The organism is Mycobacterium sp. E136 (genome assembly GCF_001666865.1).
Lineage (GTDB): Bacteria > Actinomycetota > Actinomycetes > Mycobacteriales > Mycobacteriaceae > Mycobacterium.
In genome coordinates this window covers 1-26154 of the sequence record NZ_LZJE01000289.1, presented here as the reverse complement: position 1 = coordinate 26154, position 26154 = coordinate 1, and the positions used below count along the sequence as shown (strand labels likewise).

Below are 26154 nucleotides of genomic sequence, written 5' to 3'. Positions count from 1 at the left end.
CCGCCCGTCACGGGTCAACCTGCTCAACTGGGACGGTCGCGGCGAACCCAGCGGGATCTTCCCGGAGCGGAGCGCGGATCGATGAAGCTCCTTCGCAGCAAGCGGGACCCGACCCTCGAGCATCGACTCGTATGGCAGGCGGCCGCACTGCTGCTCGCGTATCCGGACGACCGACAGGGCGAACGGTTGACCACCGTCGAGGAGATGCTGACCCACCTTCGCGACGAGACCGCAAACCTGCTCGGCGCCACCGTCACCGCGCTCCGCTCCGGGAAGATCCCGCTGGGTTCGCCGCGACCGTCCCAGTTGAGCAGGTTGACCCGTGACGGGCGGGACTCGGTCACCGCGATGCCCTCGCTGGTCTGCCGATTGTGCAGCGCATGGAAGCTCTCCACCGCAACGGGCACCGGAGCGCCGCTGGCCTCGCCGAACGGCCCCGACTCGTACATTCCGGGGCCGCCCTCGAACGACAGCGAGCAGCCCGGCTCCTCGAGCGATTGCGCCTCCAGCGCATGGGCGTCGGCGACGTATGCCGTCGGAATGACGTAGCGCTCTTCGTATTTCGCGAGTGCGAGCAGGCGGTACATCTCGTAGATCTGCTCCTCGGTCATGCCGACCGCTTGTGGGATGTGCGGCTGGGTCTCGCGCCCGAGGTTGATGTCGCGCATGTACGAGCGCATCGCGGCCAACCGCCGCAGTACGCCCTCCACCACCGCGGTGTCGCCGGCGGTGAAGAGCCCGGCCAGGTACTCGAGCGGAATGCGCAGCGCCTCGAGCGCCCCGAACAGGTTGCCGATCTCCTCACCGTCGTGACCGTCGCGCGCTACCGCGTCGACCACCGGCGACAGCGGCGGGATGTACCAGACCATCGGCATCGTCCGGTATTCGGGATGCAGGGGCAGCGCGACCTGATAGCGGTGGATCAATGCGTACACCGGTGAACGCTGGGCCGCCTCGATCCACTCCTCCGAGATGCCCTCCGCGCGGGCCCCGGCGATGACCTCCGGGTCGTGCGGGTTCAGGATGATCGACTTCTGAGCCTCGTACAGGTCGGTCTCGTTCTCCGTCGCCGCCGCTTCGAGCACGCGGTCGACGTCGTAGAACACCAGACCCAGATATCGCAGCCGGCCGACGCAGGTCTCCGAGCACACCGTCGGCAGCCCGACCTCGACGCGGGGGTAGCAGAATGTGCACTTCTCGGCCTTGCCGGTCTTGTGGTTGAAATACACCTTCTTGTAGGGACATCCCGAGACACACATCCGCCAGCCCCGGCAGCGGTCCTGATCGACGAGCACGATGCCGTCCTCGGAGCGCTTGTACATCGCCCCCGACGGGCACGACGCGACACACGACGGGTTCAGGCAGTGCTCGCAGATCCGCGGAAGGTAGAACATGAACGTCTGCTCGAGTTCGAGACGGACCTGCTCGTTCACCTTGCGCAGCACGGGATCCCCGGACACGATCTCCGGTGACCCGCCGAGGTTGTCGTCCCAGTTCGCCGACCACTGAACCTTCATCGGATCGCCGCTGATCAGGCTCCGCGGCGGCGCCACCGGCATGTGCTCACCCAACGGCGCGTTGGTCAGGTTCTCGTAGTCGTAGGTCCACGGCTCGTAGTAGTCGGCGATGCTGGGCATCTTGGGGTTGGCGAAGATCCGCAGCAGCTTGCTCAGCCGGCCGCCGTCGCGCAGCTTAAGCCGACCCTTCCGGTCGCGTATCCATCCGCCGCGCCACCGCTCCTGGTCTTCGTAGGTTCGCGGATAGCCTTGGCCGGGACGGGTTTCGACGTTGTTGAACCAGACGTACTCGGTGCCGGGCCGGTTGGTCCAGGCCTGCTTGCAGGTCACCGAGCAGGTGTGGCAGCCGATGCACTTGTCGAGGTTCATCACCATCGCCATCTGCGCCATGACTTTCACTGGTAGACCACCTCCTGGCTGCGCCGCCGGACGACGGTCACCTCGTCGCGCTGGTTTCCGGTCGGCCCGAGATAGTTGAACGCGAACGCCGTCTGGGCGTATCCACCGGCCAGATGGCTCGGCTTGATCAGCAGCCGGGTCAACGAATTGTGAATGCCCCCGCGTTTCCCCGTGGTCTCGCTGAGGGGCACGTCGATCACCCGCTCCTGCACGTGGTAGACGAACACCACGCCCTCGGGCATCCGGTGCGAGACGATCGCCCGGCAGACCAGCACGCCGTTGCGATTCACCGCCTCGACCCAATCATTGTCGCGCACCGAGATTTTCGCCGCATCGGCCGGGCTCATCCACATCGTCGGCCCGCCGCGTGACAGCGACAGCATGAACAGATTGTCCTGATATTCGGAGTGGATCGACCACTTCGAGTGCGGCGTCAGATACCGGACCGTCAGCCCCACACCATCGTGATGACCCACCGCCGAATCGCCGAACAACCGCGACATGTCCAGCGGAGGCCGGTAGATCGGCAGCTGTTCGCCGAGTTCCTCGAGCCAGTCGTGGTCGAGGTAGAAGTGCATCCTGCCGGTCAGCGTGTGAAACGGCTTGAGTTCCTCGATGTTGACGGTGAACGGCGCGTAGCGACGCCCACCGGTCTCGCTGCCCGACCACTCCGGGCTGGTGATCACCGGGACCGGCCGCGCCTGCGTGTCCGCGAACGTGATGCGGCGCTCCTCGCTGCCGCCGGCCAGATGCACCAGGCGGCGTCCGGTCCGGCGCTCCAGCTCACGGAAACCCTCGACGGCCAGGCGCCCGTTGCTGGTGCCGGACAGCGCGAGGATCGCCTCCGCCATCCGTTCGGCCGTGTTGATGGCCGGACGTCCCTGTGCGCGACCGGAATCCATCACGCCGAATTTGGCCGCCAGCTCGCCGACCTCCTTGTCGGGGCGGACGGTGACCCCCTTGGTGGTCAACCCGAGCTTCTCGACGAGCGGTCCCAGCGCCGCCCATTTCTCGGCGATCGCGGGATAGTCGCGCTCCACCACCGCCATCGGGGCCATGGTCTTACCCGGCACCGGGATGCTCCCGTCGGCGCGCCAATCCTTCTCGACACCACCGGGATAGGCCATCGCGCCTGGCGTGTCATGCTGCATGGCGCCGAGCACCACGTCGGAGCGCACACCCAGATGCTTTGCGGCCAGTGCGCTGAACACGCGTGCGATGGCGCCGAACGCATCGAAGTCGGAGTGGGCTTCCCACGGCGGGTCGACGGCCGGGTTGAACGCGTGAACGTACGGGTGCATGTCGGTGCTGGACAGATCGTGCTTCTCGTACCAGGTGGCGGCGGGCAGCACGACGTCGGAGAGCAACGTCGTCGAGGTCATCCGGAAGTCGATCGACATCAACATGTCGAGCTTGCCCTCGGGAATGTCATCGGTCCACGCGATGTCGTTGGGCCGCAGCGCTTCCGGTGTCGGCTCGGCCTGCAGGTTCGAGTCGGTGCCGAGCAGGTGGCGAAGGAAGTACTCGTTGCCCTTGCTCGAGGAACCCAGCAGGTTGGCCCGCCACACCGAAAGGACCCTCGGCCAGTTCGCCGGGTCGTCCGGGTCGGTGACGGCGAGTTTGAGCGTGCCCTCTGCGAGTTGTTCGGTGACGTAGGTGGAGATGTCCTGGCCCGCGGCGCGCGCCTCGTCGGCGACGTCGAGGCTCGAGCGGTCGAACTGTGGATAGAACGGGCTCCAACCCATCGCGGTCGACGCGGCGAGCACGTCCATGGTGTGCCGATCGCGGAACCGGCCACGGCCCAGAGGACTGGCCAGCGCGTCGGCGCGGTAACCGTCGTAACGCCATTGGTCGGTGTGGACGTACCAGTACGACGTGCCTGGCATCTGCCGCGGCGGTCGCGACCAGTCGGTGCCCATCGCCAGCGCGGACCAGCCCGTCACCGGGCGGCACTTCTCCTGTCCGACGTAGTGGGCCCAGCCACCGCCGTTGCGGCCCATCGCGCCGGTGAGCAACACCAGCGCCAGCACCGCCCTGTAGGTGGCGTCGCCGTGGAACCACTGGCAGATCCCCGCGCCCATGATGATCATCGACCGGCCACCGGATTCCTCGGCGTTGTGCGCGAACTCGGTGGCGATCCGGATCGCCTGGGACGCAGCGACTCCGGTGATCGTCTCCTGCCAGGCCGGGGTGTACGGCTTCGGATCGTCGTAACCGGCGGGCCAGTCTCCGGGTAGTCCGGGGCGCGCCACCCCGTACTGCGCCAGCATCAGATCGAACACGGTGCACGCCAGGTGCCCGCCGACCCTTCGCACCGGCACCCCGCGGCTCAGCGTCTCACCGTGCCCATCGAAGGTGTCGAACCGGGGTAACGCCACCTCCGCCGTCTCACCGGCTTCCGTGAAGAGCACCGTCAGTGCCGGCACCAGGTCGCCGAGTTCCAGGTTCCACTTCGTGACGCCGTCGTCGCCGAAGCGGAAACCCAACGACCCCTGCGGCACGACGACGGTGTCGGTCGCGGCATCCAGCAGGACCGGTTTGAACGCCGCGTTCTCCTGCGCCGTCGCTTCACCGCCGAGGTCGGCGGCGGTCAGGTTCTTGCCTGGGACGAGCCGACCGTCACGCTCCTCGAGCCTGACCAGGAACGGCAGGTCGGTGAACTTGCGGACGTAGTCGACAAAGAACGGAACCTTGTGTTTGACAAAGAATTCCGAGAGCACCACATGGCCCATCGCCATGGCCAACGCGCCGTCGGTGCCCGCCGCGCACGGCATCCACTCGTCGGCGAACTTGGTGTTGTCGGCGTAGTCGGGGCTGATGCTGACGACTTTCGTGCCGCGGTAACGCACCTCGGTCATCCAGTGCGCATCCGGCGTGCGGGTGACCGGGACGTTCGAGCCCCACATCATCAGGTACGACGCGTCCCACCAGTCACCGGACTCCGGCACGTCGGTCTGATCACCGAACACCTGCGGGGAGGCGACGGGAAGGTCGGCGTACCAGTCGTAGAACGACGTCATCACGCCACCGAGAAGTTCGATGAACCGTGATCCGGCGGCGAAGGACACCATCGACATCGCAGGGATGGGGGAGAACCCGGCAATCCGATCCGGTCCATACCGCTTGATCGCGTGGATGTGAGCGGCCGCGATCATCTCGGTCGCCTCGGCCCAGCTGATCCGCACCAGACCGCCTTTGCCCCTTGCCCGTTGGTAGCGTCGGCGGCGTTCGGGGTCGCTCTGAATGTCGGCCCACGCGAACACCGGATCGGACAGCCGCGACTTGGCCTCGCGGTACATGCGGACGAGTTCGCCGCGCGCATATGGATAGCGCACCCGCGTCGGGGAATAGGTGTACCAGGAGAACGCCGCACCCCGAGGGCAACCGCGCGGCTCGTACTCCGGCCGGTCCGGCCCCACCGACGGGTAGTCGGTCTCCTGCGTCTCCCAGGTGATGATGCCGTCCTTGACGTAGATCTTCCACGAGCACGACCCCGTGCAGTTGACGCCGTGCGTGGAGCGGACCACTTTGTCGTGACTCCACCGGTCGCGGTAGAAGATGTCGCCCTCGCGGCCGCCACGGCGGTGGATGGTCCGACCGTCGCTGGAAGCCTCACCGGGAGTGAAGAATCGGCCGCTGCGCTCGAGCAGTTCTTCGACCCGGCCGCCGATGTGGGGCTCGGTGGTCGTCACTGGGTTGCCTCCTTCGGTTGCGGCTCGTGGGCGTGCAGCCGCAGTGCGGTGTAGGCGAACGCGATCAGCGCGGTCGCGACGAGCAGGATCAGGCCGACGGAGTAGTCGTTCTCGACCGCGTCATAGGTCGAGCCCATCACCAGGGGTGGGAAGTAGCCGCCCAAACCGCCTGCGGCCGAGACGATTCCGGTGATCGACCCGACCGACTGCGCCGGTGACCGACGGGCCACCCACGCGAACACGCCGCCGGTGCCGATACCGAGGAACACCGCCAGTGCGATGAAGGTGGTCGCCGACCACACATCCGGCGGTGGTTGCAGCATGGCGATCAGCGCCATCAGCGCTGTGCCGCCGAAGGAGCCGAGGACGACGTACTTCGGTGCGATGCGGTCGGCCAGTGCTCCGCCGACGGGCCGGGCCAGCACGGCTGCCAGTGCGAATCCCGCGGTGCGCGCGCCCGCGTCGACGGCCGAGAAGTGGTAGATCGTCTTGATGTAGGTGGGCAGATAGTTGCTGAACGCCACGAAGCCGCCGAACACGATCGCGTAGAGAAACGACATCTCCCACGTGACGCGGAGTTTGGCCGCCGCCTTCAGCTTCGGCAGCACCCGATCGGTGTTGGGCGCGAAAGTCGGTGAGTCGCGCATGAAGAACCCGCACAGCGCCGCGGTGACCGCCAACGCGGCCGCGACGATGACGTGCGTGGGCAGCAGCCCGAACCACTTGACGAATCTGGGGGTGAAGAACGCCGAGAGCGCGGTGCCCACCATGCCCATGCCGAACACGCCGGTGGCGAAACCGCGGCGCGACGGCTCATACCAGTTGTTCGCGAACGGGATGCCGACGGCGAAGATGGTGCCCGCGATGCCCAGGAAGAAGCCGCACACCAGCAGCATGGGATAGGACCCGGCCGAACCCGCGGCACCCACCGCCAGCACGGGCACGATCGAGATGAGTGAGATCGCGATGAACAGCACGCGGCCGCCGAACCGGTCGGTCAGCGAACCCACGACGATCCGTCCGAGCGCGCCCACCAAAATCGGGGTGGCCACCAGCATCGAGGCCTCGGAGCTGCTGAGCGACAAGTCGCCCGCATATGTGGTCGACAGCGGGCCGATCATGTTCCAAGCCCAGAAGTTGATGGCGGAGACCCACGTGGCCAGCGCCAAGTTCAGTGTGCGTCGAGCGCCAGTGTCCGGCGCGACCGCCGTGTTCACTCACCCAGACAACCATGTGTCATGAGAGTCCGCGTGGCTTTCGGATGAAGCGCTGCGCCGCAACGAAGTACAGACGGCCTAGCTACTCAGGGACAGGCCGGCGGCGACGGCGAACCCGAGCACCGCCGCCAGCCCCGCCTGATCGCGAGCCTTCTCGGTGGCTTCGGGGATCATCGACGTCACCAGCATGACCAGCAGGGCGCCCGCGGCGAAACCGTCTATTCCGCCTTGTAATTGGCGGCCCGCCGCCTCCTGGAACTGAAATCCCGCCAGCGTGGCCAGGGTGCACAGCAGCGCAACGGCGATCCAGCCGAGCACGATCCGCCCCCGCGGCGTGCCTGCCGCCTTCAGGTCGCTGGCTGAACCGATCGCCTCCGGAAGGTTGGACACGAAGATCGCCACGAGTAAGGACACGCTCACCGCGCCGCCGCCGGCGATCCCGATGCCCAGTACCGCCTGCTCGGGTATGCCGTCGAGCAGCGCACCCAGTGCGAGCGGCAGACCCGCGGCGCCGGTGCCCCTGCCGCCGATCCGGGCAACGCCCTTGTCGGCGAGGAAGAACATGAGGCCGCCGATGGCCAGACCAGCGGCTACCGGAATCGCCCCGCCGACGTGGAAACCCTCCTCGGCCAGTTCGAAGGAGATGCTGGCCACCAGTGCTCCGGCGCCGAAGCCGAGCACCAACCCGATCAGCCGGGCGTTCCAGTCGCGTAGCACCCCGGCGAGCGCGCCGATGACCAACGAGGATGCCGCAACGCCGCCCCAGAGCAGTGCGGTGAGCATCGCATCAGCCTAGGCGCGAATCCTCCTGCGACGCTTGGTCGGGTCGTGCTGACCGGCGAGCGTGAGGCCCAGGATCACCATGACGAGGCCCATGCCGAACCACATCCAGCCGAACGCGTCGGCAACGGCGAATCCGTAGGCGCACAAGGCGAAGTACACCAGTCCAGCACCCAGGAAGTACCACCGCGCGGCGGCATATGTCCGGGCCATGACCAGGCCGAGGACGCCGAGCACCAGGTTGACGACGTTGCCCAGTCCGGACACCGCGATCATGCCGAACAGGCTGGCCCCGGATCGGTGGTCCGCCCATGCCAACTGGTCGTAATCGTGGGTGAGGCCGGGGATGAAGCCGAGGGCGCCGATGAGGAGCAGGACGACACCCACGATCACCGCCGCTCCCTGCACGGCCATGTATTTCGGTCTCGTCGCCATCCCTTGCCTCCGTCCGGAACCGTTATTGACGGACTGGCAGGTAATACCCGACGGGCGCGGCCGCTAACCGGCCCGCCGCCTAACGGGTGTTGCGGTTCAACGGGGTGTTCGCCTCGATGACGCGTCGCGACAGCAGCACACCGAGCGCGATCATGCCGACGGCGAGCACGAGATGCAGCCAGTTGTCGGCGGTGTTGAGCGGCACGAAGTTCGCGGAGCTGTCGTGGTCGACGATCAGGCCGTACAGGAACAGCAGCAGGTAGATGACACCGCCGCCGATCAGGTAATTGCGGGCGTTGCCGAAGCTGCGCGCCATGGCCACACCGGCCACACCGAACAGCAGATGCACGAGGTTGTGCAGGACCGAGACGTTGAAGACGCCGAGAAGCTGGGCCTCCGAGTGGTGGCCGGCGAATGTCATGGTGTCGTAGTTCGTCGTGATGCCCGGGATGAAGCCCAGGACGCCGACCAGCAAGAACACCGCGCCGACAGCAAGCGCTGCCTTCTGCACCGGTGCTCCGTAGCGGGTTGCGGCCGCGGGGCCGGACGGTTGGCTGCTGACCATCGTCGTTCCTTTCCGTCGAGGTCAGCGACAACTACCCAGGGAAAGTCGATACAAACCCGGAATTTTGATGGCGCGGCGAGGCTCGCGGCTCAGGTCTGCGAACGGCCTGGCCCGACTCCCTCACGCGCCGAGCTACTTCTTGATGTAGCAGTTGGGCGGATTTCCGCAGTGATGACCTTGATCGCACTTGTGACAGTTGCAGGTACAGCCGCTCTTGGCCTTGACCGCAGACGTACGCATGGCGAATCAACTCCTTTGTTGTGAGCCCGCGCGCGACGACCGATGCGGGCCTGCCACCGAATATAGGCCGATCGGGGCGGCGTGGAGCGGGCTCAGCCCTTCAGGATCGGCTTGAGGGCCTCGATCACCGCGGGGTCTTCGATAGTCGAGGGCAGCGGCTCGTCCCGGCCGTGCGCGATGCCCCGCATCGTCTTGCGCAAAATCTTCCCCGACCGGGTCTTCGGCAGCGCGGGCACGACGTCGACGAGCTTGAAACACGCTACGGCGCCGATGTCTTCACGCACCAACCGGATGAGATCCTCGGCGAGCCCGTCGGCCGAGGCGCCCGACTTGAGCACCACGAAGCCGCGCGGCACCTGTCCCTTGATCTCGTCGCGGACCCCGATCACCGCGCATTCCGCGACCGCAGGGTGGGTGGCCAGCACGGCCTCGATCGATCCGGTCGACAACCGGTGGCCCGCGACATTGATGACATCGTCGATGCGGCCCATCACGAAGAGGTAGCCGTCCTCGTCGAGGTAGCCACCGTCGCCCGTGAGGTAGTAGCCGGGGTGCTCGGAGAGGTACGACGCCTGGTACCGGTCGTCGTCACCCCACAGCGTGGGCAACGTGCCCGGCGGAAGCGGCAGCCGGATGCAGATGTCGCCTTCCTCGTTGGCATCGCGGACCGAGCCGTCGACATGCAGGATCTTGACGTCGTAACCGGGCATCGGAACCGTCGGAGATCCGGGCTTGATCGGCATCGGCTCCAGGCCCATGGGGTTGGCGGCGATCGCCCAACCGGTCTCCGTCTGCCACCAGTGGTCGACGACGGGAATGCTCAGCTTCTGTGCGGCCCACTCGTAGGTGTCCGGGTCGAGTCGCTCGCCGGCCAGGAACAGGTACTTCATCTTCGACAGGTCATAGTGGCCGATGTGCTCGCCCTCGGGGTCCTCCTTGCGAATCGCGCGTACGGCCGTCGGCGCGGTGAACAGCGCCTTCACCCCGTATTCGGAGGCGACCCGCCAGAACGCCCCCGGGTCCGGCGTCCCGATCGGCTTGCCCTCGTAGAGCACCGTCGTGGCGCCGAGAAGCAGCGGGCCGTACACGATGTACGAGTGGCCGACGACCCAGCCGACGTCGGAGGCGGCCCAGAAGATGTCACCGGGCGCGATGTCGTAAATGTTGCGCATGCTCCACAGCAGCGCCACCGCGTGCCCGCCATTGTCGCGGACGATGCCCTTCGGCTTGCCCGTGGTCCCGGACGTGTAGAGCACGTACAGCGGATCCGTCGCCGCCACCGGCACCGGGTCGACGGCCGCCGCGGCCACGACGTCCTCCCAGTCGAGGTCGCGGTCTGGCGCCAACTCGCAGCGCTCATGGTCGCGCTGAACGATGACGCAATTGCGGGGCGGATGCTCCGACATCTCCAGTGCGGCATCGAGCATTGGCTTGTAGGCGACGGTGCGCGACGGTTCGATGCCGCACGACGCGGAGACGATCACCGCCGGTTGGGCGTCGTCGATGCGCGTCGCGAGTTCGTGCGCGGCGAACCCACCGAACACCACCGAGTGGATCGCCCCCAACCGCGCGCACGCGAGCATGGCGATCACCGCCTCGGGGATCATCGGCATGTAGATGACCACCCGGTCACCATTGGTGACGCCGAGGCCGCGTAGGCCGCCGGCGAACTTCGCAGTGGCATCGCGCAATTCGCGGTAGGTGTAGGTCTTTTTCGTCCCGGTGACGGGTGAGTCGTAGATCAATGCCGGCTGCTCGCCGCGGCCGTCGTCGACGTGCCGGTCGAGCGCATTGGCGCAGGTGTTCATCTCACCGTCGGGGTACCAGCGGTAGAACGGCGGGTTCGAATCGTCGAGGATCTGCGTGGGCTCGCGCGTCCACGTCACCGCGCGTGCGGCATCGGCCCAGAATCCTTCTGGATCAGCGATGCTGGCGTCGAACAGCGCTCGGTATCCGGCCATACCGCACGTTAGCGCGACGGCAGTTCCTATAGTCGCGTTATGACCTCTGCTCCTCCGCCGATCGAAGGGGTGCGACGGTCGCATGTCACCGCCCGCGGCGTGCGCTTCCACGTGACCGAGGCCGGCCCCGCCGACGGGCGTCCGGTCGTGGCGCTGCACGGCTGGCCGCAACACCATTGGGAATACCGGGATCTGCTTGCCGATCCGCCGGCGGGGCTCCGGATCATCGCACCTGACCTGCCTGGTTACGGATGGTCCGGTCCGCCACCGCACCGGTGGGCAAAGGAAGACGTCGCCACTGACGTTCTCGCCCTTCTGGATGCGCTGGGCCTCGATCGCGTACTGCTGTTGGCTCACGACTGGGGCGCCTTCGTGGGATACCTGATGATCCTGCGAGCGCCGGAGCGATTCGACGGTTACCTGGCCTGCAATATGGCCTACCCGTGGTTGTCGACGCGCGATGTTCTGCCCCGGCTATGGCGCTTCGCATACCAGATACCGATCGCGACGGCCGGAGTGCTGGTGCAGCGCCGCACACCATTCCTCGAGAAGATGATCTTCGGCATCGGCTCGAAGATGTCCGATGCCGATGTCCGTGTCTTCTCGGACCGGTTCCGCGACCCGGTGTGCGCCCGGGCCGCGCGCGACACGTACCGGACCTTCCTCACGAAGGAGCTCCTGGGCAGCGCGCGTAGTCCCGAGACGCGACGGGCGACGGTGCCGATTCGCGCGCTGTTCGGACTCGGCGATGCGGCGGTGCATCCGTCGTGGGTTGCGGCCGAGAACGCCAATGCGGACGACTACCGGTTGCAGACGGTCGATGCCAGCCACTTCATCGTCGACGAGCGACCCGATCTGGTGCGCGCTGCGCTGGTCGCGCTGGCGGAGGAGACGGCCTAGTTCGGTGCGGCGGGTAGGTCGATTTCGACGGTCAGCCCTCCGCCGGGGGTGTCGGACGCCGAGATGGTTCCGCCCATCGCCTCGACGAATCCGGAGGCGACGGACAGCCCGAGCCCGATTCCGATCGTGTCGTCGTCGCCGAGCCGCTGGAATGGGGCGAACGCCTGCTGCTCGCTGCCGCGCGGGATCCCAGGACCCTCGTCGACGACGGCGATGAGCACCCGCTCGCCGACCTGCCCCGCGGTCACCCGCACCAGGCTGCCCTCGGCGTAGCGCAGCGAGTTGTCGACCAGGTTGGCGAGCACGCGTTCGAGCAGTTCACTGTCGGCCAGGACCGCGTGGCAGTCGATCTCCACCTTCACCCGCTCGCTGCCGGGGCGAGTGAATTCGCTTGTGTCGGCGCGAATTCCAAGCAACGCACGCTGAACCACGTGCTCGAGTTCGACGCGCACCATCTCGGGGCGAACCGCTCCTGCGGCCAGGCGTGCCGAGTCGAGCAGGTTGGCCACCAACGCGGTCAGCTGGTCGACGGAGTCCTCGACGGTGGCGAGGAGTTCGGCGGTGTTGTCGGCGGAGATGTCGACGTCGCCGTTGCGGATTCGAGACGTCGCCGCCTTGGCGGCCGCTAGCGGTGTGCGCAGGTCGTCGCTGACGGCGGTGAGGAGTGCATGGCGAAGTTTGTCCGCCTGTCCGACGGCTTCGGCCTTGTTCGCCTCGGCTCTCTCTCGTTGCCTGAGCAGGTTGACGGCCTGCTTGCCGACGCCACCGAGGACGCGGCGGTCGCGCGCGGTCAACGCGGGGCCGCTCAACAGCATCCAGTACTCGTCGTCGCCGATTTCGACGGACGTGTCCGCGTCGTCGACATCTGCGCAGGGATCAATGCCGACGGAGGCGAGGATCTCACCGGTTTGGCTGCGGACGAGGCTCACACCGCGCTGCGAGTACGTTTCGCGGAGATGTTCCAACAGACCGTCCAGGTCCGCGTCGTGCAACGCACCGTCGGCGAAGAGTGCAAGCAGCGCGGCTTCCTGGTTGGCCCGCCGCGCTTCTCGCACTCGCCTCGCCGCGCGGTCGACGAACATGGCGACGGTGACGGCGAAGAGCAGCAGTATCAGCGCCCTGATCGCAGAGTCGGTGTCGTGGACGGAGAACGTGTTCTCGGGAGCCACCAGGAAGAATGTGATCAGCACTCCCGAGAGCACCGCGGCGGTGATCGCCGGAGCGAGGCCGCCGAGCACGGCGGTGCCGAGTACGCCCACGAAGAACAATGCGCCGGGGCCGCCGATGTGACGGAACCGGTCCGGCAACACCAGCGTCAGAGCACAGACCGCGACCGGAATCGCCACGGCACCAAGCCATGACGTGAGCCGACGCTGGCGAGTCGAGAGGCGGGACCACGAGATGCCGGTGCTGGCTTGGTCGTGGGTGACCATGTGGACGTCGAGGTTGCCCGACTGTTGTACGACGGCCTCGCTGATGCCTTCGTCGAACATGCGCGACAGCCGCGAACGACGTGAGGTCCCGACGACCAGTTGCGTCGCGTTGACGTCGTGCGCGTAGTCGATGAGCGAGATGGCGGCGTCGTCACCGACGACGGTGTGCATGGTGGCGCCCAGGCTTGCCGCCAGTTCGCGCACGGCCTTCTTCTGCTGGTCCGAGATGGCGGTCAGGCCACCGCCGTCCACGACGTGGACAACCCTGAGGTCGGCGCCCGTCCGGGAGGCGATTCGCGACGCGCGTCGCACCAGAACCTCGGACTCGGGGCCTCCGGTGACCCCGACCACCACGCGTTCACGAGGCGCCCACCGGTCGCTGATCTTCTTGTCGGAGCGGTACTTGGCGAGGGCGGCGTCGACCTGATCGGCCAGCCACAGCAGGGTCAATTGCCGTAGTGCAGTGAGGTTCTCGGGACGGAAGTAATTGGACAGTGCGGCGTCGACGCGTTCAGGCGGGTAGACGTTGCCGTGAGCCAGCCTGCGCCGCAACGCTTCCGGTGTGATGTCGACCAACTCGATCTGGTCGGCGGCGCGCACCACCTCGTCGGGGATGCGGTCGGATTCCTCGACTCCGGTGATCTGGGCGGCCAGGTCGGACACGCTTTCCAGGTTCTGGATGTTGACTGTGGTGATCACGGTGATGCCGGCATTGAGCAGTTCTTCGACGTCCTGCCAACGCTTCTTGTTCTTGCAGCCCGGTGCGTTCGAGTGGGCGAAGTCGTCGACGAGCACGACCTTCGGCCGACGCTGGATGATCGCGGCCACGTCGATTTCGTGGTCGCCGTGCTCGGTCGTGCGGGGAGGCACCACTTCGATACCCGCCACCTGCTGGCCGACCTTGCGGCGACCGTGCGTGTCGACGATGGCGGCGACCACATCGGTTCCGCGTTCGAGACGACGGTGCGCCTCGGCCAGCATGGAGTAGGTCTTGCCGACACCGGGCGCGGCGCCGAGGTAGACGCGCAGGTCCCCGGTCTTGCGTCCCAGTATTCCCATCCGTACATCATTCCTTGTCGGCCGCGCGCCGCTCAAACCTTCTTTGCTTCGCCGCCTGTGCGCTCTCGCCGCCGTCTCCGGGGCACCGCCTCGAAACCACTTGTATCTCTTTGGTTTCAGTGGTCACATTCGGGGCTGGGTTGTCGGTGCGTGGGGTTAACGTTGCTGCGTGGGATTCGAACGTATGAGCGAAGTGATCGCGGGGATGGCCGACCAGCTGTCCGCGCTGGTCGCCGGATCGTTCGACACGTTGACCACCTCTGAGCAGCTAGCACTGGCGGCGCAGTGGGAGAGCTTCACCCGTGGCTCGGCGACGGTTGGCCACCGCATCGTGGCCGGACTTCAGCAGGCCCCGCTCGCGGAGTTGGGTGAAAACAGTGTTGCCGGGGCATTGACGGTGTTGCTGCGCGTCTCCAAGGCTGAGGCGAGCCGGCGGGTGGCCGAAGCCAAGGAGTTGGCGCCGCGGCGGGCGATGACCGGCGAGACGCTCGAGCCGGTGCTGGTTCAGACGGCGGCCGCCGTAGAGAAAGGCCTGATAGGCGCGGAGCATGTGCGGGTGATCCGGCGGTTCTTCGACAAGGAGGTCCCGGTTTCGACGCCCTATGACGTGCGTGAGGCCGCCGAAGCGCAGCTGGCCGATCTGGCGACCAAACACACTCCCGAGGAGGTGCGGGCGGCCGCGCAGCGGTTGGCGGCCTATCTGAACCCCGATGGGGATTTCTCTGATGAGTTGCGGGCGGCGGCGCGCTGGGTGCGGCTGGGCCGGCAGCGCCTCGACGGGATGAGTGAGCTGCGGGGGCTGCTCGACCCCGCGACGCGGGCCGCATTGGAAGCCGTGTTAGCCACCGAAGCCGCGCCCGGCAGGAACAACCCCGACGGCGACCACGCCGACGGCAAGAACACCTGCCCGGATGGTGAGCCGTCGCCCGAGGCGGTGGCTTCGGACACCCGCTCGGTGGGGCAGCGCAACCACGACGCGTTGGGGGCGATGTGCCGGGCCCTGCTCGCATCGGGCGAACTGGGTTCGCACAACGGGCTGCCGGCCACGCTGCTGATCACCACCACCTTGCAGGAGTTGGAGTCCGGCACCGGGCAGGCGGTCACCGGCGGCGGTTCACTGCTGCCGATGAGCGAGGTCATCAAAGAAGCCGCGGCGGCGCATCCGTATCTGGCGATTTTCGACAAGGCCACCGAAGAACCCCTCTACCTCGGGCGCGGCCGACGTTTGGCGTCCAAAGCCCAACGGCTGGTGCTCTTCGCGAAGGATCGGGGCTGCACCAGGCCCGGCTGTACCGCCCCGGCCTATCAGTGCCAGGTTCACCACGCGGTCAACGATTGGGCCGCTGAGGGTCAGACCAACATCGACGAGCTGACCCTCGCGTGTGGGCCCGACAATCGGCGGGTCAAACCCGGCGGCTGGCGCACCCGCAAACGCAAAGACGGGCGCACCTCATGGCTTCCTCCGCCGCAGCTCGATACCGGCCAAGCCCGCGTCAACAACTATCACCACCCAAACCGCTACCTGATACCCGACGAGGGCGATGACGAAGTCAGCGGAGCGGGTCCTGACGACGGCGGGGATGACCACGGCAATGATCGCGACGCAAGCTGACGGCCGGCTTTCCAAACGCGATGATCACGACACCGGCTACGTCGGCGGCATGCTTCGCGCGTTTGACGGGAGCCCCGTCGGGTAGCCCGCCACCATGGTTCTAGGACGACCACTCGCGCTTGTCACAGGCGCTTCGAGCGGAATCGGATTCGAATTGGCGAAGCTCTTCGCCGACGACGGATACGACCTCATCGTCGCCGCCGATGACGACGGCATCCACGCCAGCGCGGACAAACTCGCCGCCGGTGGCACCGAGGTGCGCGCGGTCCAGGTCGATCTGCGCAAAGAGGCCGAAGTCGATCGCCTCTACAGCACCGCCACCGAGAATGGCAGGCGTTTGGACGCTGCCGCCCTCAACGCCGGTACGGGAGGCGGCGGCAACCGCTTCGTCGACCGCGGCCTCGAAGAGGACTTCAACGTCATCGACCTGAACGTCCGAGGGACGGTGCAACTGGCCAAGCTGATCCTCGGCGACATGGTCAGCGCCAACTCGGGCAAGCTGCTCTTCACGTCGTCGATCGTGGCGATGATGCCCGGCTCGTATCAGACGATCTACAACGCGTCCAAGTCGTTCGTGCAGTCGTTCGCCGAAGCGCTGCAGGACGAATTGCGCGATACCGACGTCACCATCACTGCGCTGATGCCCGGTCCCACCGACACCAACTTCTTCCGACGCGTCAACATGCTCGACACCCTGGTCGGCAAAATGCCGAAGGACGACGCCGGCAAGGTGGCGAAACAGGGATACGACGCACTGATGCAGGGAAAGAAGAAAATCGTTGCGTCATCGCCAGTTTCGAAGGGCATAGGCCTGGTGAACCGGTTCCTTCCCGACTCGGTGAAAGCGGCGTCGAACAGGCTGATCTCGAGGTGACTGTGCCGGCTTCAGCCGATGCTGTGGTGATCGGCGCCGGCCACAACGGATTGGTCGCCGCGGCGATGCTCGCCGACGCGGGCTGGGACGTGCTGGTCCTGGAAGCGCAGGATCAACCTGGGGGCGCCGTGAAGAGCGCCGAACTGTTTCCCGGCTACGTCAGCGATCTCTACAGCGCTTTCTACCCACTGTCGGTCACCTCACCGGCTCTCAAGGCATTGCACCTCGAGGAGCACGGGCTGCGCTGGTCGCACTCACCGGCGGTCGTCGGCCACGCGAGCTCCGCCGATGACGACGACGCCCCGCTGATCTGGCGCGAACTCGACCGCACCGCAGACGATCTCGAACGTCGCACAGCAGGTGACGGCTCGCGCTGGCGCGACCTGTTCGCCCAATGGCAACGCATCAAGGAACCGCTGCTCGAGACGCTGTTCTCGCCGTTCCCTCCGATGCGCGGGGCGGTGGGACTCCTGCGTGAGCTGGGTACCGCCGAAGCCCTCCAACTGGCGCACCTACTCCTGCTCCCCGCGGGTGTGATGGCCAAGCAGCTGTTCGACGGCGAGGCCGCGCGACTCTTGTTGTTGGGCAACGCGATGCACGCCGATGTTCCGATCGACGCGCCGGGCAGCGGCGTCATGGGCTACATGCTCATCATGATGGCCCAGGACGGCGGCTTCCCGGTTCCCGTCGGCGGCGCGGGCCAACTCGCCGCGGCGCTCGTCAACCGCGCCACATCAGCGGGCGCCCAGGTCAAGTGTCGACAGCGAGTCGACGGGATCGACGTCCGAGGCGGCCGGGCAATTGCCGTCCACACCGCCGGCGGCGAGACCGTTCGGGTGCGCCGCGCCGTCATCGCCGACACCTCGGCTCCGCTGCTCTACCGCGAACTGCTGTCGGCCGACGCGCTACCCGGTTCGGTGCTGCAGAGTCTCGACCGATTCGTCTGGGACACCCCGGTGTTGAAGATCAACTACGCGCTCGACGCGCCCATCCCGTGGCGCTCCAAGAGCCTGAACCACGCGGGAACCGTCCATCTCGGCGCCGACCACAACGGCCTCATCCGGTGGATGGCCGACCTCAACACCGGGACGGTCCCGCTGCACCCGTTCCTGCTGTTCGGTCAGATGACCACCTCCGATCCGAGCCGCTCACCCGAGGGCACCGAAAGCGCATGGGCCTACACGCATCTGCCGCGAGGTGTCGCCGATGATGCCTCCGCCGATCAGCTGTCGGCGGCGGTGGACATGGTGTTGGAGAAGCACGCGCCGGGGTTCAGCGATCACATCGTCGGCAAGTCGATCCAGCGCCCATCGGACCTCGAGGCCAGTGATGCCAACCTGCATGCAGGCGCGGTGAACGGCGGAACGTCACAGCTGTTCCAGCAGTTGATCTTTCGCCCGTTCCCTGGCTTCGGTGGCGCCGATACGCCGGTCGAGAACGTCTATCTCGGCAGCGCAGGCGCATCTCCGGGCGGGGGAGTGCACGGTGTTTGCGGCCGCAATGCGGCACGTGCCGCATTGGCCGGCGAAGGGCGGCTGGGCTGGCCACGGCGGAAGCTCAACCGTGCGATCCTGTCGTTGATGACGCGGTGAGCGACTCTGACCGGTTGCGCGAGGTCGCCGAGAAGGTATTCGGATGGCGGACGCTGCGCCCAGAACAACTCGAGGCGATGACCGCGATTCTTGCCGGACGAGACGTGCTGGCGGTGATGCCGACTGGTTCGGGCAAGTCGGCGATCTACCAGGTTCCGGCGGTGTTGTTGCCGCGAGCGGTCATCGTGATCTCTCCCTTGATTGCGTTGCAGCACGACCAGATTGCCGCACTCGAGGAGTCGGACGCTCCCGCCGCCGTGGCGATCAACTCGCGGCAGAGCGCGAAGGCCGTCGACCGGGCGTGGGCGGCCATCGAGGATGGTGAGGCCCGGTACGTGTACCTGGGGCCGGAACAGCTCGTGAAGGACGACGTGATGAAGCGGCTGGCCGGTGTGAAGTCGTCGTTGGTCGTGGTCGACGAGGCGCACTGCGTTTCGGCGTGGGGGCACGAGTTCCGCCCGACGTACCTTCGGGTCGGTGACGCGATCGAACGCTTGGGTCGGCCGCCGGTCGCGGCGTTGACCGCAACGGCGTCGGCGGTGGTCCGCCGTGAGATCGTCGAGTTCTTGGGTCTGCGCGAGCCGACCGTGATCTCGGGCGGATTCGACCGTCCGAACATCTCGCTCGACCTCCACCATCACACGGAAGAGGCGCGCAAGCCCGACGACATTCTCGATGTAGTGCAGCAGCTCGCACAGCCGGGGTTGTTGTACTGCGCAACCCGTAAAGACACCGAGTTTTATGCCGAGGAGCTCACGCGGCGCGGTGTAGCCGCGGTCAGTTATCACGCCGGGCTGAACACCAAGCAGCGCAACGAGGTTCATGACCGCTTTCGGGATGACGAGGTCGGTGTCGTCGTCGCGACATCCGCATTCGGCATGGGCATCGACAAAGCGAACGTCCGGTTCGTAGTGCACACGTCGGTGCCGGACTCTGTCGACGCGTACTACCAGCAGGTGGGGCGCGCCGGCCGAGACGGTGGGCCTGCGGACGCGATCCTGTTCTACCGCGCCGAGGACTTGACGCTCGGAAACTTCTTCGCCACCCGCAACCCGGACGAGGAGCTGCTCACCCGCGTCTACACCGCGATGGACAACCGGAAGCCGAAGCGGCTCAAGCAACTCCGCGGCGAGGTCGACGAGCGTGGCCGTCGGCTCACCGCCTCGATCAACCTGCTCGAGCAGGCAGGCGCGGTCGAATCGTCGAAGTCAGGATTCACCAGCACGGGGATGCCGATCGAAGCGGCGATCCGCAGGGCGGTGGACATGGCGGAGATCGGGGAGCGCGTCGATCGCACGCGCGTCGAGATGATGCGGTCGTATGCCGAGACGCCGGACTGTCGCAGGCAGTTCCTGCTGGCCTACTTCGGCGATTATCTGCCGGGGCCCTGCGGCAACTGCGATCGCTGCCGCGAGGACACCGCCGTCGACCACGGTGAGCCGGCCATCGCCAGGGGGACGGCGGTCGAGCACAAAGAATGGGGCGCGGGCACCGTGCTGGGCGGGGACGCGGACCGGATCACCGTGCTGTTCGATCTCTACGGGTACCGGACGCTCGACATCGACACGGTTCGCGACAACGACCTGCTGGACGTTCGCGGATGAGTGCTAGTAGCCCGGCGTGACGACGTCTTCCAATTCCTGCAGCTCGGGGGAGGGCCCGGGTGCTGGATGAGGCGGCACCAGATTGCCGGTCGAGCCTGTGCACTCGGCGCCGCTGACGCCTGGCGGGCAGGCGTTGTTGACTGGGGAGGCGGTGTTGGGCACCAGGTATGGCACGCACGTCCCGCTGTAGAGGTCGCTGTCCTCGCCTGCCGGGCAGGCCGCCAGCTGGGTGGGGACGCTGGGTGATGTAGCGACGACGGCGGCGAATATCGGTGCCACCGCCGCGAGCGCGAACCCACCGGCGATCGTGAGCCGTCGACCGATACGAAATCTCGTCACCGCTGACATTCTCGTGCCTTTCCTAGTGGAACGACCTGCACGTCGACATTATCTTGATCTTGCCTGAGGTGCGCCAGGTCGATTTGCGCGACGATCACGCGCGGTAGCGTGCTCATCGGCACGCTGTCGACGGCGGCCCCCATAGCCCAATTGGCAGAGGCAGCGGACTTAAAATCCGCACAGTGTCGGTTCGAGTCCGACTGGGGGCACCGAGTTTGTAGCGGTCCCCGCCTTGGCGGACTGCAGGATAGAGCGGCTACCTGCGGATCAGACCATGGCGACGATGAACGCCAGAATGGCGAGAACCACCAAAATCAAGCCTGCGAGTACGAAGAATGCACCTAGCGATGCCATTCGCTGGCGTCGGTCGGCGTCGCCGTCGGTGGCTCCCTTCACCGAAGTCTTCATCGTGCTGAAGAGAGCTGACCAGTCGATGCGCGACAGTCCCCGCCGCGTGGCAGTCGTATCGCGCATGGGGCGGTCGGGAACCGTTCCCGCGCCATTGCCGTAGAACACCAGCCCGGTCAGGATCGCAATCGCCGCCAATACCAGTAACGCCACACCCAGCCCCACCATCGCACGCCTCCCATCGGATCGACACACCTGCGCACCGCATACCCAGAGGTGCCGCGGCTCGAACCGCGGCTTCCGCTCGGCTTCATGTAGGCGTGGGCCCTGCCCGGTTGTGCTGGCGGTTGACTACTGAGCCAGCGGATCACTTCCCATGCCCCGCGCTGAAAGCGGTCGGTACACCAGCGAGCCGCTCATCGCATTCGCCGCCACCGCGCCAGCGAGGAACCTCAACCGATACCTAGACTCTGAGAATGCGCGTTCCTCGCCGAATCGCAGAGTTCAACAAGCGAGTCACCAATCCGGCCGCTCGCTCGATCACGCCGTGGCTTCCAAACCTCGGGACGCTCGAGCACGTCGGGCGGAAGTCGGGTAAGCGATACCGAACGCCTCTCCTGGTTTTCAGCACCCATGATGGCTACGCCATCCTCATCGGCTACGGCCCACAGACGGACTGGTTGAAGAACGTTCTGGCCGGTGGCCCGGCGGTGCTGCGCAAGCGTGGACGGTCTGTCGCGCTCGGTAACCCACGGGTGGTGAGCAAGGCCGAGGCCGCGGCGCTCGTCGTACCGCGTTCTCGGCTTCTCTACCGAGCGTTTCCCTACAACGAGGCCGCCCTGCTGCTGACGAATGTGGGCTCTGCGGGTTGATCTCTGTACCGCACCAGACCTCAAAACCGGGAAGCGGGCTCGGTCGAGCGAAACCTTCTGTGGTGTTGGAGAGGCCCGACCGGACTTAGTTACCCCCGCGCGGCGACACTCGAATCCGAGATCGCGAATCTCTCGGCCTCAGAACAGATGTCGGTGCTTTCGTAGCTCTGTACTTCCGGCGGACGCTGACCGACGCCGGCCAGCGTGCCGCGACCGGGGCGACGGTGACGGTGCTGGCCGCCGCGTTGGTCGCAACGCTATCGACCCTTCCCTGGGACGGCCAAGGATGCGGTGACGCGCTGTCCCGCTGGCACGAGTACATCGCATTACTGCTGACGGTGCAGGGCATCTTCACAGGGCTGGCCACGCTGGTCTGGCTGTTGGTCGCCAGCGCAACGGTCCCGCGGGCGTCGAAGTAGTAAAAGCCGCGGTCGAGGAGTGACCAAGTACGGATCGTCGTGGGGTCGGCTGCCAGCCCCAAATGTTCCTCACGATTGTCTTCGCGGTGTCGTTGTACTTTTCATGACGCCCGACGACCCAGTGGAGTGCGCCGGCCGGCGGAAGAAACCACACCCTGGCGTCAGGGTTTTCTCATTCTTCGGCGAGGTTGGCCGCGGATACTGGATCAGATCCAGGCGAGGAGTTGGTGATGGCATCCACCGCAGCCGAGGCGCTTCTGGCACGCCATCGGTCCAGCGGCCGCTACTTCAGTGCCGCCGGCATTCAATCGTTCGTCCTGGACGACGGGCCGCGCGATGCGCCACCAGTGGTGTGCATCCACGGCGTCCCCGCGTCCTCGTTCCTGTTTCGTAAGACGCTGCCCGAGTTGGCGAGACACGGTCTGCGCGGAATCGCGGTCGATCTGCCCGGCCTCGGGCTTGCCGAACGGCCGGTCGACGCCGACTACACCTGGACCGGACTGGGGCGGTGGATGACGGCGGCGATCGACGCCCTGGAACTCGAGCGCTTTCATCTCGTCGTACACGACATCGGCGGACCCATCGGCTTCGAAGTCGCCAGCGCGATCTCCGACAGGGTGCAATCGTTGACGTTGCTCAACACCCTCATCGACGTCGCGACCTTCCATCGGCCTTGGCCCATGGAACCGTTCGCACACCGCGGCATCGGCGAGGCCTGGCTGCAGTCGCTGCGAATCCCCGGGAGCTTCGTGTCGATCATGCGCCTGGTTGGCGTCACCCGTGACGTGCCGACCAACGAAATCCTCTGTTGGCGACCGCTTCTCTTGGGTGACGACGGCGGTCGGGCCTTTCTGAGGATCATGCGGGGCTTCGAGCTCACCGCCGATAAACAGAGCCTTTACCGCTCCGCTGTCGGGCAGCGGTCCTATCCCGTGCAGATCGTCTGGGGTGAGCGCGACAGGATGCTGCCCTGGCGGCGACAGGGTCTCGAGGCTCAGCGCGCGGCGGGCCTCGACACCGCCACGCTGCTGCCCGCCAAGCACTTCGTTCCCGAAGACCAACCCGAGCAGATTGCCGCGGCCGTCCACCGACTCGTCGAGGGCATGGGCGGGCGGGATCGGACAGGGCGATTCACTCCCTGAAGCCGAGGCAGGCCGCAATTGGCTGATCGCGGAGGGGATTCCGGCAGACCATCTGCTCATCGAGACGCAATCGCGCACCACCAGACAGAATCTCGCGTTCGCGCAACCGCTGCTTGCCGACCACGGTATTCACCGGGTCCCGATGCTGCTGCGCGAGGTGTATCACAGCGTGCACTACTTCGTGACGCGTCAGTGAAGCGCGTCGCTCCAGTAGACGTTCGCGGCCTACGCCGAGGCTGCCAGCGCTTTCTTGTCCTCGTCGGCGAAGGTGTCCTCGAGCGCCAACGGCGAGTAGTCCAGGTCGATTTCGCCGACCGGACGGCCGCGGGCGCTGCTGATCGTGCCGAAGCGGCGCATGCCCTTGTCGCTCGCGTACTGCTGGAACTCGTCCATCTGGAGATTGAACGGCACTTCGTCATACAACGCGAACCCGTCTTCGGTGTTCTTCAGCGCCAACGGGATCAGCTCATTCATCCGCTCCTCGAACACCTTCCAGTTCGAGTCGTCGGCGGCGACGTGGCGCCGGCAGGTGAACGTGCCCCACGCCATGTGACGACGTTCGTCGTCGCCGATGCGCCGCACCAACTCCTGCATGCCGGGCAGAATGCCGCGGTCCACGCAAATACGGTGCCACGCATAATATCCCGTCAGCGCCATCATGCCTTCGATGACGTGGTTGTACGTCACCGAAGCCCGCACCTGCGCAGCGGGGGACGGATCGGCGATCAACGCCTCCAGTGAACTCGGCAGTTCCTCATAGAACATCTGGCGGTAGGCCGGAAGTCCGTCGAGGTAGTGGTGCAGATCCTCGGTCAGCCCGACGGCGTCGAGCCACACGCGAAACACCTGAGTGTGCTTGGCTTCCTCGAAGGCGAACTGGGTCAAATACATCTCGTCGCCGAGGCGTCCCTCGGCGCGCATCGCCGCCATGAACGGCTGAATGTCCTGGGTGACCGCCTCCTCGCCCGCGATGAACTCCGCACACAGCTGGGCGGCCCAGTCCCGTTCGAGTTCGGTCAGCGACTCCCAGTCCTCCCGGTCGCGGGAGAAGTCGATGTCGGCCGGATTCCAGAATTTCGCATTGCCCCCGGCGAACAGCTTCAACGGGAGGCTGTCCCAGTTGAGCCCGCCCGCGTCGAGAGAGGCTGAGTTCTTGCGTGTCATCTGCTGACCTCCTTGGTCGTCTTCCGGGCTGTGCTGGTGGAAGAGAAAGCGTCCGCGAGGACGGATACGAGCCTGCGCACCGCGAGCGCCGGCTGATCGGGAGTCGGGTCGTCGAGCCCGAGGATCGGGTCCATTCCGCGCACGTAGGGCGCCAGCGCCATGTGCGGGAAGATCATCAACAGCAACGACAACAGCGCGTCGGTGTCGCAGTCGGCACGCAGGTCGCCGCGCGCATGCGCATCGCGCACCAGCGGCCGCAAGACCTCCAGGTAATGGCGGTGGATGACCGTGCGCACGGAAACCCTGGCATCGGTGTCGATTTCGAAGCTCGACGCGGCATGCAGGGCGCGGTCCTGCGGATGGTCGGCGAAATACGCCACCCAGGTGTCGAGTAGATCGGTGAGAAATTCGAAGAAGGGCCTGCCCGGGTCGAGTTCCCGGATCCGGTCTTCGATGTACGAGCGCACTCGCTGGCTGCCCAGGTCGGCGATGTATGCGTAGAGGTCGCGCTTGTCGGCGAAGTACTGGAAAAGGCTGCCTTTGGCGACCCCCGCGCGGCGCGCGATGACGTTCAGGCTGCCCTGCGAGTAGCCGTGCGCGCCGAACTCTGCCTCCGCTGCCTCGATCACAGCGGCGCGACGGCCCGGATCGACGCGGGCCCATGTCACCGTCGGCATCGGCACCTCCCAGGGATGACCACTGGTCATCTTACTGTGATCGGCGTCATGGTCAAGGGGGTGGGGCGCCCGGATTCCGGATGACCCCGGCAGCGCGAAGTGCGACGGCAGCACGGCGTGAGGTGTTGTGTAACAGCGCAATTCGCAGTGCGCACCTGGGGTGCGTGTGCCGCGGGCGGCGTCGGGTCCCGAGCAGCGGATCGGCTCGTCAACCCGCGACCGCTACCGCAGCCGCCCTACTATGTGGTCGTGCGCTACGTGTTGCGGCCGCTCAACCTGTGGTGGCGCTACTTCCCGCAACTGGCGGCGCTGTACCTGTTGGGGTGGCTCGGGCGCAAGGGCGCCATCGAGCTCGCCGCCTGGGTGGGGTGGGACAACGACGTCTGGGCCTCGCTGATCATGCCGTTCGCCGGTATGGCTCGGCTCGGTTCCTACGTGGCGATGTTCCTGGTGCTGCGCTCGGCGATACCCGCGCTCGCGGCGTTGCCCCGGCGTTCCGCCCGCAGCGTCGACGTCTTCGCCAACATCATCGTGCCGTTCTTCGCGATCTATCTGGCGTGGAAGCTGTTCGCCGAGGATTGGCTGGAGTTCGAGACGGTGGCGCTCGACTATCGCATCAACGACTCGGTGACCGCGGCTCTCACATCGAACGAGCCTCCCACCGAGCTTCATCCGGACCAGCTGCCGATCAGCACGACCACATGGATCATCATCGTCTCGGCATTGGTCCTGCGTTATGTGCTGAGCAAGCTGAAAGACAAGCTGCCCGGCTGGATGATCGCCGTCCGTGTCTACGTCGACGCTCTCTGGGTCTTCCTCACCTTGAGCTTCGCCGCGAGCGAGGGCGTCGGCTGGGTGATCAACCCGATGGGCTGGATCGGTGAGCGACGGATCGTCGTGTGGTTCAACGACACACGTGCCGAGTTGTTCTCGCACTTCGCCGGTCTGGAGGCCCTGTGGGACGCGGCGATGGCGGTGCTGCGGACGGTGTTCGGTGGAGCCACGATCCCACTTCTGTGGCTTGCCGTCGCCGGCATCGTCTACGGCGTGTCCATGCCGGACTGGCGCCGCGCGGCCCGCCGTGTCGTGGGCAGGCGCGCCGATGTGGTGATCGATCGCGCGGCGGCGAGCCGAAAGAGGCTCAAAGAGCGCGGATGGGACGTGCCCGAAACCTTCGGCGAGAAGGTGCGCTCCTGGCTGCTGTCCAAGCTCGGCAACTACCGCACAATCGTCGACTCGGCGCGCCTCATCCTTCACGGCGGCGTGTTCGCGCTGTCGTTGTACATACTCGGCTACCTCGGGTTGGCGTGGCT

Annotated in this window: 22 protein-coding genes and 1 tRNA gene; 11 read left to right on the top strand and 12 right to left on the bottom strand. The window is 66.4% G+C overall.

The annotated features are described in order from the left end of the window. Positions 1 to 23 precede the first annotated feature (23 nt). The 7 genes from narH to A5698_RS18795 form a co-directional block, all read right to left on the bottom strand. Positions 24 to 1916, bottom strand: a complete 1893-nt coding sequence (gene narH, locus A5698_RS18825) for a nitrate reductase subunit beta (protein ID WP_231967460.1) — start codon at positions 1914 to 1916, stop codon at positions 24 to 26. After that, positions 1913 to 5608 (bottom strand): nitrate reductase subunit alpha, encoded by a 3696-nt coding sequence (locus A5698_RS18820; protein ID WP_068299971.1) that lies wholly within the window; start codon positions 5606 to 5608, stop codon positions 1913 to 1915. The genes narH and A5698_RS18820 overlap by 4 nt, the downstream gene beginning before the upstream one ends. Then, positions 5605 to 6783: a nitrate/nitrite transporter gene (locus A5698_RS18815; protein ID WP_286144549.1), complete on the bottom strand. Its 1179-nt coding sequence runs from the start codon at positions 6781 to 6783 to the stop codon at positions 5605 to 5607. The genes A5698_RS18820 and A5698_RS18815 overlap by 4 nt, the downstream gene beginning before the upstream one ends. Before the next feature lie 120 nt (positions 6784 to 6903). Then, positions 6904 to 7608: a ZIP family metal transporter gene (locus tag A5698_RS18810; protein WP_067089313.1), complete on the bottom strand. Its 705-nt coding sequence runs from the start codon at positions 7606 to 7608 to the stop codon at positions 6904 to 6906. A 9-nt stretch (positions 7609 to 7617) separates the two neighbouring features. After that, positions 7618 to 8040, bottom strand: a complete 423-nt coding sequence (locus tag A5698_RS18805; RefSeq protein ID WP_068299966.1) for a DUF4383 domain-containing protein — start codon at positions 8038 to 8040, stop codon at positions 7618 to 7620. A 79-nt stretch (positions 8041 to 8119) separates the two neighbouring features. Continuing rightward, positions 8120 to 8605 (bottom strand): DUF4383 domain-containing protein, encoded by a 486-nt coding sequence (locus A5698_RS18800; protein WP_068299964.1) that lies wholly within the window; start codon positions 8603 to 8605, stop codon positions 8120 to 8122. A 332-nt stretch (positions 8606 to 8937) separates the two neighbouring features. Next, positions 8938 to 10806: a propionyl-CoA synthetase gene (locus tag A5698_RS18795; RefSeq protein WP_068299961.1), complete on the bottom strand. Its 1869-nt coding sequence runs from the start codon at positions 10804 to 10806 to the stop codon at positions 8938 to 8940. Between the two features lie 39 nt (positions 10807 to 10845). On the opposite strand from A5698_RS18795, the gene A5698_RS18790 reads away from it, so the two are divergent. Next, on the top strand, positions 10846 to 11706 hold the full coding sequence (locus A5698_RS18790) for an alpha/beta fold hydrolase (RefSeq protein WP_068299959.1): 861 nt from the start codon (positions 10846 to 10848) through the stop codon (positions 11704 to 11706). On the opposite strand, the gene A5698_RS18785 is transcribed toward A5698_RS18790, so the two are convergent. Continuing rightward, positions 11703 to 14198, bottom strand: coding sequence for a sensor histidine kinase (locus A5698_RS18785; protein ID WP_068299957.1), 2496 nt, complete (start codon positions 14196 to 14198; stop codon positions 11703 to 11705). The two genes, A5698_RS18790 and A5698_RS18785, sit on opposite strands and share 4 nt — an antisense overlap. 169 nt (positions 14199 to 14367) lie before the next feature. Here A5698_RS18785 and A5698_RS18780 point away from each other — a divergent pair, with 169 nt between their 5' ends. From A5698_RS18780 to A5698_RS18765, 4 genes are all read left to right on the top strand, one after another. After that, positions 14368 to 15810 (top strand): HNH endonuclease signature motif containing protein, encoded by a 1443-nt coding sequence (locus A5698_RS18780; protein WP_231967459.1) that lies wholly within the window; start codon positions 14368 to 14370, stop codon positions 15808 to 15810. A gap of 94 nt (positions 15811 to 15904) precedes the next feature. Then, positions 15905 to 16684: an SDR family NAD(P)-dependent oxidoreductase gene (locus tag A5698_RS18775; protein ID WP_068299952.1), complete on the top strand. Its 780-nt coding sequence runs from the start codon at positions 15905 to 15907 to the stop codon at positions 16682 to 16684. Beyond that, positions 16681 to 18276: a phytoene desaturase family protein gene (locus A5698_RS18770; protein WP_068299950.1), complete on the top strand. Its 1596-nt coding sequence runs from the start codon at positions 16681 to 16683 to the stop codon at positions 18274 to 18276. Before A5698_RS18775 ends, A5698_RS18770 begins: the two co-directional genes overlap by 4 nt. Further along, entirely contained in the window at positions 18273 to 19880 is a 1608-nt protein-coding gene (locus tag A5698_RS18765) for a RecQ family ATP-dependent DNA helicase (RefSeq protein ID WP_068299948.1), read from the top strand. The genes A5698_RS18770 and A5698_RS18765 overlap by 4 nt, the downstream gene beginning before the upstream one ends. Before the next feature lie 3 nt (positions 19881 to 19883). Here A5698_RS18765 and A5698_RS18760 read toward each other — a convergent pair whose 3' ends face one another. After that, positions 19884 to 20219: a hypothetical protein gene (locus A5698_RS18760; RefSeq protein ID WP_231967458.1), complete on the bottom strand. Its 336-nt coding sequence runs from the start codon at positions 20217 to 20219 to the stop codon at positions 19884 to 19886. 135 nt (positions 20220 to 20354) lie between these two features. Here A5698_RS18760 and A5698_RS18755 point away from each other — a divergent pair. Beyond that, a tRNA-Leu gene (locus A5698_RS18755) sits at positions 20355 to 20428 on the top strand. A 58-nt stretch (positions 20429 to 20486) separates the two neighbouring features. Here A5698_RS18755 and A5698_RS18750 read toward each other — a convergent pair. Beyond that, complete coding sequence (locus A5698_RS18750) at positions 20487 to 20795, bottom strand: hypothetical protein (protein WP_067297146.1); 309 nt, start codon at positions 20793 to 20795, stop codon at positions 20487 to 20489. A gap of 248 nt (positions 20796 to 21043) precedes the next feature. Here A5698_RS18750 and A5698_RS18745 point away from each other — a divergent pair, with 248 nt between their 5' ends. From A5698_RS18745 to A5698_RS18730, 4 genes are all read left to right on the top strand, one after another. After that, positions 21044 to 21439, top strand: a complete 396-nt coding sequence (locus A5698_RS18745) for a nitroreductase family deazaflavin-dependent oxidoreductase (RefSeq protein ID WP_068299944.1) — start codon at positions 21044 to 21046, stop codon at positions 21437 to 21439. A gap of 224 nt (positions 21440 to 21663) precedes the next feature. Continuing rightward, a complete protein-coding gene (locus A5698_RS18740; protein ID WP_197501954.1) occupies positions 21664 to 21858 on the top strand; it encodes a hypothetical protein in 195 nt (64 codons plus the stop codon). 230 nt (positions 21859 to 22088) lie between these two features. Then, positions 22089 to 23000 (top strand): alpha/beta fold hydrolase, encoded by a 912-nt coding sequence (locus A5698_RS18735; protein WP_068299942.1) that lies wholly within the window; start codon positions 22089 to 22091, stop codon positions 22998 to 23000. Then, positions 22930 to 23196 carry a YdcF family protein gene (locus A5698_RS18730; RefSeq protein ID WP_068299940.1) on the top strand — a complete coding sequence of 89 codons (267 nt, stop codon included), beginning with the start codon at positions 22930 to 22932 and terminating at the stop codon, positions 23194 to 23196. The genes A5698_RS18735 and A5698_RS18730 overlap by 71 nt, the downstream gene beginning before the upstream one ends. Positions 23197 to 23225: 29 nt before the next feature. Here A5698_RS18730 and A5698_RS18725 read toward each other — a convergent pair whose 3' ends face one another. Together A5698_RS18725 and A5698_RS18720 are read right to left on the bottom strand one after the other, a co-directional pair. After that, positions 23226 to 24164, bottom strand: a complete 939-nt coding sequence (locus tag A5698_RS18725; protein ID WP_068299938.1) for a R2-like ligand-binding oxidase — start codon at positions 24162 to 24164, stop codon at positions 23226 to 23228. Beyond that, positions 24161 to 24841 carry a TetR/AcrR family transcriptional regulator gene (locus A5698_RS18720; protein WP_067089610.1) on the bottom strand — a complete coding sequence of 227 codons (681 nt, stop codon included), beginning with the start codon at positions 24839 to 24841 and terminating at the stop codon, positions 24161 to 24163. Before A5698_RS18720 ends, A5698_RS18725 begins: the two co-directional genes overlap by 4 nt. 249 nt (positions 24842 to 25090) lie before the next feature. On the opposite strand from A5698_RS18720, the gene A5698_RS18715 reads away from it, so the two are divergent. After that, a partial coding sequence (locus A5698_RS18715; RefSeq protein WP_084792518.1) for a hypothetical protein occupies positions 25091 to 26154 on the top strand: 1064 nt, incomplete at its 3' end.

Bases quoted from the DNA above. Each gene is read 5' to 3' on its own strand.
- A5698_RS18810 (WP_067089313.1), bottom strand. From the start codon at position 7,608: ATGCTCACCGCACTGCTCTGGGGCGGCGTTGCGGCATCCTCGTTGGTC.
- A5698_RS18805 (WP_068299966.1), bottom strand. From the start codon at position 8,040: ATGGCGACGAGACCGAAATACATGGCCGTGCAGGGAGCGGCGGTGATC.
- A5698_RS18800 (WP_068299964.1), bottom strand. From the start codon at position 8,605: ATGGTCAGCAGCCAACCGTCCGGCCCCGCGGCCGCAACCCGCTACGGA.
- A5698_RS18795 (WP_068299961.1), bottom strand. From the start codon at position 10,806: ATGGCCGGATACCGAGCGCTGTTCGACGCCAGCATCGCTGATCCAGAA.
- A5698_RS18790 (WP_068299959.1), top strand. From the start codon at position 10,846: ATGACCTCTGCTCCTCCGCCGATCGAAGGGGTGCGACGGTCGCATGTC.
- A5698_RS18785 (WP_068299957.1), bottom strand. From the start codon at position 14,198: ATGGGAATACTGGGACGCAAGACCGGGGACCTGCGCGTCTACCTCGGC.
- A5698_RS18775 (WP_068299952.1), top strand. From the start codon at position 15,905: ATGGTTCTAGGACGACCACTCGCGCTTGTCACAGGCGCTTCGAGCGGA.
- A5698_RS18750 (WP_067297146.1), bottom strand. From the start codon at position 20,795: ATGGTGGGGCTGGGTGTGGCGTTACTGGTATTGGCGGCGATTGCGATC.
- A5698_RS18745 (WP_068299944.1), top strand. From the start codon at position 21,044: ATGCGCGTTCCTCGCCGAATCGCAGAGTTCAACAAGCGAGTCACCAAT.
- A5698_RS18735 (WP_068299942.1), top strand. From the start codon at position 22,089: ATGGCATCCACCGCAGCCGAGGCGCTTCTGGCACGCCATCGGTCCAGC.
- A5698_RS18725 (WP_068299938.1), bottom strand. From the start codon at position 24,164: ATGACACGCAAGAACTCAGCCTCTCTCGACGCGGGCGGGCTCAACTGG.
- A5698_RS18720 (WP_067089610.1), bottom strand. From the start codon at position 24,841: ATGCCGACGGTGACATGGGCCCGCGTCGATCCGGGCCGTCGCGCCGCT.